Raw genomic sequence first — 6,604 nt, forward strand, 5'->3', positions numbered from 1 at the left:
CGCATTGATCTCGGGAGCGATCCCGGCACTGATTTTTGGCCTCATCGTGGCGGGCATCGTGGCCTTATTCACGCGCAAGAAGGCCAAGGCTTGATACGTGGCTGTCCTGTCTCGATATGACAGGCGGGCATGGGAGAAATTGAGATGAGCAAGCTTGAACGGCAGGACGACAGCGGCGGCGACGTGGTGCGCGACGAAACCATCCGCCACGTGGTGGTATTTCTCGTCATCGGCGCCATCGCCGGCTGGCTCGCCAGCTGGATCGTCGGTGGCGAAGGGCTGCTGACCTACCTGATTTCGGGCGTTATCGGCTCGTTCGTCGGCGGTTACCTGTTCTCGGTGCTGAAGATCAGGCTGCCGATCGCTAATATCTGGCTCAGCCAGATCATTACCTCGACGGTTGGTGCAATCATCGTCGTCATCATCGCCCGGCTGATCGCCGGACACTAAGGAGCCCCTTGGTCACGCTTATCGAGGCCCGTCCGCGCCACCCTGAAAAGGCCCACCGGCCCGACGCGGAAATTCTGCGCAAGCCGGACTGGATCCGCGTCCGCGCGCCCGGCTCGCCGGTCTATCGCGAGACGCAGCAGATCGTGCGCGACAACAATCTCGTCACCGTCTGCGAGGAAGCCGGCTGCCCCAATATCGGCGAGTGCTGGAGCAAGAAGCACGCCACCATGATGATCATGGGCGAGATCTGCACCCGCGCCTGCGCGTTCTGCAATGTGCGAACCGGCATGCCCGGACCGCTCGATCCGAACGAGCCAGAGAACGTCGCCAGGGCCGTGCAGAAGCTTGGGCTGGAGCATGTGGTCATTACCTCGGTCGATCGTGACGATCTGGCTGACGGTGGCGCCAACCACTTCGCGGCGGTGATCCGGGCGATCCGGGCCAGCAACCCCAGGACAACGATTGAAATCCTGACGCCCGACTTCCTGCGCAAGGAAGGCGCGCTGGAGATCGTTGTGGCGGCCAAGCCGGATGTGTTCAATCACAATCTGGAAACGGTGCCGTCGAAGTATCTCAAGGTGCGCCCCGGTGCGCGCTATTTTCACTCGATCCGGCTCCTGCAGAAGGTCAAGGAACTCGACCCCACCATGTTCACCAAGTCCGGCATCATGGTCGGCCTGGGCGAGGAGCGGCATGAAGTGCTGCAACTGATGGATGATCTGCGCTCGGCCGACGTGGATTTCCTGACGATTGGCCAATATCTGCAGCCGACCAAGAAGCACCATCCGGTGCTGAAGTTTGTTCACCCCGATGAGTTCAAGTCGTATGCGACCGTGGCCAATGCCAAGGGTTTTGCGCTGGTTTCATCCAGCCCGCTGACTCGTTCGTCGCACCATGCGGGTGAAGATTTTGCGGCCCTCAAGGCGGCGCGCATGGCAAAGCTTGGTCATTGATGAAACGGTTTTTTGAACAGCATTCCCGCCATCTGCCTGAGCGGATGTTCGGCATCGTCGCCGATCTGGCGGATTACCCGCGCTTCATTCCCAATTGCAGCGCCATGGAGGTTCGCCCCGACCCGGCGGGCGATGGGAACACCAAACTCGCCAAGATGACGCTGCGCTTCGGGCCGATCACCCAGAGCTATACCAGCCGCGTGGTTGCCGATCTGGTGGCCAAGAGTATCACGGCAAAGGCTGTGGACGGGCCGTTTGCATACCTTGATAGCGTGTGGCTGTTTGAGCCGGAAGGCCAGGGTACGCGCGTCCGCTTTGAAATCGACTTCAAGATTTCCAATCCGCTGGTGGCAGCGGTGGCCGAACCGGCCTTCTCCGCCAAGCAGGACGAAATCATGCGGGCATTTGCCGACGAAGCGGATCGGCGCTTCGGCGACTAGGCGCTCGGGGGATATTGGTGCTCGGTGCCACGATAGTCGGTGACGGTGAAACAGCCATCGCCTGACGCCCGGACCGCAGTCGCACCGATCACGGCCTTGCCGTAGCCGCCGGGAATATCGAGGATATAGGTCGGCTGGCAGAGGCCGGAGACGCGCCCGCGCAGCCCCGCGACCAAAGCCTGCCCCTCATCGATCCCCAGCCGAAAATGGCTGGTGCCCGGCGCCAGATCGGGATGGTGCAAATAATAGGGCTTGATGCGGTTCTCGACAAAGGCTCGCATCAGTTCGGCCAGCACATCGGCATCATCGTTGACGCCCTTGAGCAGCACCGACTGGCTGAGCATGACAATGCCCGCATCGACAAGACGCGCACAGGCGGCCTTGGCGGCCGTTGTCAATTCGCGCGGATGGTTAGCGTGAAGTGCCAAATAGGTTGTCTTTCCGCTAGCGTTGAGCGCCGCAATCAATGACATGTCGACCCGTTCCGGCTCCACCACCGGCACGCGGGTGTGAAAGCGCACGATCTTGACGTGGGGGATGCTTGCGAGCCGCTCCATCATCTCGGCCAGCCGCCGCGCCGACAGCACGAGTGGATCACCGCCGGTGAGGATGACTTCCCAGATTTCGGTGTGGGCGGCGATATAGTCGAACGCCGCGTCCATAGCGGCCGGCGTGAGGGTGCCCAGACCCTGCGGCCCGACCATTTCGCGACGGAAGCAGAAGCGGCAATAGACCGGGCAGACATGCACGGCCTTGAGCAGTACGCGGTCCGGGTAGCGGTGGACGATGCCCTCTACCGGGCTGTAGGTGGCGTCGCCGATGGGGTCTTCGCGCTCTTCCGGTGTTAGCAGCAGTTCGCGCGCATCGGGGACAAACTGCCGGGCGATGGGATCGTTTGGATCGTCCTTGTCGATCAGCGCCGCAATGGCCGGCGTGATCGCCACCGCATAGCGTGCGGCGACGTCACCAAGACCGGCAGCGTCTTGGGCTTGAGCCAGGCCCGCGCCTATCAGATCGTCAACCGTCCGAAGGGATCGCGCTGCGTTCATCGGTCGTCTCCCGCTACGGGCGCCCAGATCACCTGATCGATTTTGGGAGCGCCTGTTGCCAGCATCACCACGCGATCGAACCCCATGGCAATCCCGCTGGCCGCCGGCATGATCGCCAGCGCAGCCAGAAAGTCTTCATCCAAGGGATAGCGCTCGCCGTAAAGCCGTTGTTTTTCGTTCATCTCTGCGGCAAAGCGGCGGCGCTGCTCGCCGGCATCGGTCAGTTCGCCAAAGCCGTTGGCCAGTTCGACGCCGCAGGCATAGACTTCAAACCGCTCTGCCACCCGGCCATCGCGCGTCGATTTTCGTGCCAGCGCAGCCTCGGCAGCGGGGTATTCGTCCAGGATAGTAATGCAGCCAAGCCCCAGATTTGGTTCGACTTTTTCGACCAGCACCCGGCTGAACAGATAGGACCAACTGGTGTCTTGCGGAATGGTCAGCCCGGTCGCCCGCATCTGCGCGACAAGGGTTTGGCTATCGGTTGACCCGTCGGCGGAAATCGTCGCCAGCAGATCGATTCCGGCAAATCTGTCAAAGGCTTCCGCCACAGCAAGCCGTTCCGGCTCAGCAAAAGGATCGCACTCCCGATCGCGGAAGCGCAGCGTTGAGGCGCCCGTGATGCTGGCGGCCAGGCGCAGCAGCGCTACGCAATCGTCCATCACGGATTCATAAGCCTGTTCAACGCGGTACCACTCGACCATGGTGAATTCGGGATGGTGCAATGGCCCGCGTTCGCGGTTGCGCCAGACGTGGCCGAGGCTGGCAATCCGCCGCTCGCCGGCCGCCAGCAGCTTTTTCATGGTGAACTCGGGCGAGGTGTGCAGATACATCACCTGTCCAAGGCCGTCATTGCCGATCATGGTGGCGTTAAAGGCGTGCAGATGCGTCTCGTTTCCCGGCGAGCGCTGTAGCGCCGGCGGGTCCACCAGCAGAAAATCCTGTTCGGCAAAATAGCCGCGCATCGCCGCCTCGACGCGATTGCGCGCCAACAGGATTGGCCGCCGATCGGCATGCACGGCTGGCGTCCACCATGGCGAGGCCGGTGGCGAATAAGGGGCAGGGGGCAAACTGGGGTCTTTCGCTCTGGGGACTGGCAGTTTGGTCGAAATTATTGTATCGGGCGGCACAGAACTCATCTCAGTGCGTCCGGTCCGTTCCTATTGCCGTTGGTTTAAGACGCGGACACCGCCTGAACAAGGAAGAAAAATGGTCAAGGTCATCGCCTCGTCGCTGCGCAAGGGCAATGTCGTCGAACAGGACGGCAAGCTGCATATCATTCTGACGGCCGAAAATGTGCATCCCGGCAAAGGCAACTCCGTCACCAACGTCAACATGCGCCGCATGAATGACGGCGTGAAGGTGATCGGCCGCTGGCGCACCGTCGAAATGGTGGAAAAGGCCGACGTCGACGAGCGCGACTATGGCTATCTGTATTCGGATGGCGAAGGCCATCACTTCATGGAGCCGGCAACCTACGACCAGATCACCGTCAGCGAAGACGTGATCGGTGACCAGAAGGCCTATCTGACGGACGGCATGAAGGTTTATCTAAAGACCTTTGAAGGCGTCGCCATCGGCATGGAACTGCCGCAGCGCGTCACGGTGGAAATCGCCGAGACCGAACCAGCGGTCAAGGGTCAGACAGCGTCGTCGTCGTTCAAGCCCGCGCTGCTGACCAATGGTCTCAAGGTGATGGTGCCGCCGCATATCGGACCTGGCACGCGCATCGTTATCCTGACGGAAGACAATTCCTACGTCGAACGCGCCAAGGACTGAGCTGCTGACGATGCAAATACTTCGGAGCCCGGCGCATTTCGCGGCGGGCTCCAGCATTTCGGGCCTGCTGCGCCAAAGTGCTCGGCAGTGTCGACACCTTCTTCCGAAAGCGATGCCTTGAACCCCTGGGTCCTGATCGACACCGTTCCGCTCCCCGATGGTCGTGGTGACATTCGCCTGATCCAGCGCGCCGATGAGTTCTCCATCATGCTGGGCACCATCGCCTTGATGAACAGCCGCCTCAGTGGTTCGGAGGAAGCCATGGCCGGATTGTCCTGGGCGCGGATTAGCGATCGACCAAAGGCAAAAGTGCTGATCGGCGGTCTGGGCATGGGCTTCACACTCCGCGCCGCACTGCGCGAATTTCCGGCCACCGCCAGTATCACCGTTGCCGAGCTGATGCCCGCCGTCCTGGCTTGGGCGAAAGGTCCGATGGCGACCATCTTTGGCAATTGCCTCGACGATCCGCGCGTCGATGTAAAAGTCCTCGATGTGCGCCGGCTGATCAATTCGGCCAAGGCAAGCTATGATGCCATATTGCTCGACGTCGATAATGGCCCCGATGGGTTGACGGTCGAGACCAATGACGCGCTGTACAGCCTGGCCGGTCTCAAGGCCGCTCGCGCAGCGCTGAGTCCAGGCGGGATCCTGGCGATTTGGGCCTCGGCTCCTGACCGCGCTTTTACCCAGCGTCTCCAGCGCGCAGGCTTCGCCGTTGAGGAAGAACGCATTCGCGCCAATGGCAAAAGCCGGGGCTCACGCCACGTCATCTGGTTGGCGAAGCGGAGTATCCAGGCGGGTTCTGCCAAGGCTCAATGAGCCGCGGCATTGATTAGGCCGGATTCCAAGGGTCTCGGCATACATTTTAGTTCCATAATATATATTATGCGAATGAAGGATGTTGGAATTTTGAGAGCGTCGTCTGGCAAATGACCGCCCTGTTTGGGTCAGCGGCGGCTATATTGCCGTGTCGCCATCCGCCCTGGTGGACAAGATGTTGGGGACCAGGCGCGGCAGTGCTGCCCCGGATTGCCGGCACTGATAATGTGGTGCCACGATTCCATTCGAGTGTTCGCCATGCAGCCGTCCCGCGATATTTCCCGCCTTGTTGAAATCATGGCCGCGCTGCGCGATCCGGTCAGCGGTTGCCCGTGGGATCTGGTGCAGGATTTTTCCACCATCCGCCATTACACCATCGAAGAAGCCTATGAGGTTGCCGACGCCATCGAGCGTGGCGACTTCGATGATCTGCGGGAAGAACTCGGCGATCTCATCCTGCAGCCGGTCTATCATGCGCAACTGGCATCCGAGCGTGGGCTGTTCGATATCGGCGACGTTATCCTGGCGATCACGGAGAAGCTGATCCGGCGGCATCCGCATGTGTTCGGCGATCTCGACGCCAATGATGCGGAAGCGGCGCAGCAGCGCTGGGAGGCGATCAAGGTTGGTGAGCGGGCCGCCAAGGCGGCGCGCAAGGGCGAGGTCGTCCCGTCGGTGCTGGACGACGTTGCGGGCACCCTGCCCGCCCTGGCCCGTGCCGAGAAACTGACCAAGCGCGCCGCAACGGTCGGCTTCGACTGGCCGGATATTGCATCGGTGGTGGCCAAGGTGGAAGAGGAACTGGCGGAGGTCGCAGCGGCCACTGACGCGGCGGGGCGCCACGAAGAGATCGGTGACCTGCTGTTTGCCGTCACCAATCTGGCGCGCAAGCATGGCGTCGATGCCGAAGCGGCGTTGCGCGACGCCAATGCCAAGTTTGGCCGACGCTTCAGCTTCGTCGAGGCGCGCTGCCGGGAAGACGGCGTGCCGATCGCCAATGCTGGGCTTGAACGGCTCGATGGCTATTGGAATGAGGTGCGCGCGGCGGATAAGGCGGGGGATTAGTAGATGGGTTTCCCCGCCTCTCAGTCGTTCCCTCGGGCTTGACCCGAGGGCC

Annotated in this window: 8 protein-coding genes; 6 read left to right on the forward strand and 2 right to left on the reverse strand. The window is 61.6% G+C overall.

Annotation, left to right across the window (positions count from 1 at the left end):
• Positions 1-144: 144 nt before the first annotated feature.
• Genes ABIT12_RS06120 through ABIT12_RS06130 form a run of 3 tightly spaced genes read left to right on the forward strand, consistent with a single transcriptional unit; the run spans position 145 to position 1,843 of the window.
• Entirely contained in the window at positions 145-450 is a 306-nt protein-coding gene (locus tag ABIT12_RS06120) for a GlsB/YeaQ/YmgE family stress response membrane protein (RefSeq protein ID WP_407065595.1), read from the forward strand.
• A gap of 8 nt (positions 451-458) precedes the next feature.
• Positions 459-1,403, forward strand: a complete 945-nt coding sequence (lipA, locus tag ABIT12_RS06125) for a lipoyl synthase (RefSeq protein ID WP_348040114.1) — start codon at positions 459-461, stop codon at positions 1,401-1,403.
• Entirely contained in the window at positions 1,403-1,843 is a 441-nt protein-coding gene (locus ABIT12_RS06130) for a type II toxin-antitoxin system RatA family toxin (protein ID WP_348040116.1), read from the forward strand. The genes lipA and ABIT12_RS06130 overlap by 1 nt, the downstream gene beginning before the upstream one ends.
• Here ABIT12_RS06130 and ABIT12_RS06135 read toward each other — a convergent pair.
• Both ABIT12_RS06135 and epmA read right to left on the reverse strand, forming a co-directional pair.
• Positions 1,840-2,892, reverse strand: coding sequence for a lysine-2,3-aminomutase-like protein (locus tag ABIT12_RS06135; RefSeq protein WP_348040118.1), 1,053 nt, complete (start codon positions 2,890-2,892; stop codon positions 1,840-1,842). The two genes, ABIT12_RS06130 and ABIT12_RS06135, sit on opposite strands and share 4 nt — an antisense overlap.
• Complete coding sequence (gene epmA / locus ABIT12_RS06140; protein ID WP_348040120.1) at positions 2,889-3,959, reverse strand: EF-P lysine aminoacylase EpmA; 1,071 nt, start codon at positions 3,957-3,959, stop codon at positions 2,889-2,891. The genes ABIT12_RS06135 and epmA overlap by 4 nt, the downstream gene beginning before the upstream one ends.
• Before the next feature lie 139 nt (positions 3,960-4,098).
• Between epmA and efp the strand changes: the two genes are divergently transcribed.
• From efp to mazG, 3 genes are all read left to right on the forward strand, one after another.
• Positions 4,099-4,668 carry an elongation factor P gene (efp, locus tag ABIT12_RS06145; protein ID WP_348040122.1) on the forward strand — a complete coding sequence of 190 codons (570 nt, stop codon included), beginning with the start codon at positions 4,099-4,101 and terminating at the stop codon, positions 4,666-4,668.
• A gap of 117 nt (positions 4,669-4,785) precedes the next feature.
• Positions 4,786-5,487, forward strand: coding sequence for a hypothetical protein (locus ABIT12_RS06150; protein ID WP_348040124.1), 702 nt, complete (start codon positions 4,786-4,788; stop codon positions 5,485-5,487).
• 258 nt (positions 5,488-5,745) lie between these two features.
• A complete protein-coding gene (mazG, locus tag ABIT12_RS06155) occupies positions 5,746-6,552 on the forward strand; it encodes a nucleoside triphosphate pyrophosphohydrolase (protein WP_348040126.1) in 807 nt (268 codons plus the stop codon).
• Positions 6,553-6,604 lie beyond the last annotated feature (52 nt).

It is taken from the genome of Devosia sp. (genome assembly GCF_039927955.1).
GTDB lineage: Bacteria > Pseudomonadota > Alphaproteobacteria > Rhizobiales > Devosiaceae > Devosia.

Coding starts and splice junctions, on each gene's coding strand:
- ABIT12_RS06120 (WP_407065595.1), top strand. CDS start 145: ATGAGCAAGCTTGAACGGCAGGACGACAGCGGCGGCGACGTGGTGCGC.
- ABIT12_RS06130 (WP_348040116.1), top strand. CDS start 1,403: ATGAAACGGTTTTTTGAACAGCATTCCCGCCATCTGCCTGAGCGGATG.
- ABIT12_RS06135 (WP_348040118.1), bottom strand. CDS start 2,892: ATGAACGCAGCGCGATCCCTTCGGACGGTTGACGATCTGATAGGCGCG.
- efp (WP_348040122.1), top strand. CDS start 4,099: ATGGTCAAGGTCATCGCCTCGTCGCTGCGCAAGGGCAATGTCGTCGAA.
- mazG (WP_348040126.1), top strand. CDS start 5,746: ATGCAGCCGTCCCGCGATATTTCCCGCCTTGTTGAAATCATGGCCGCG.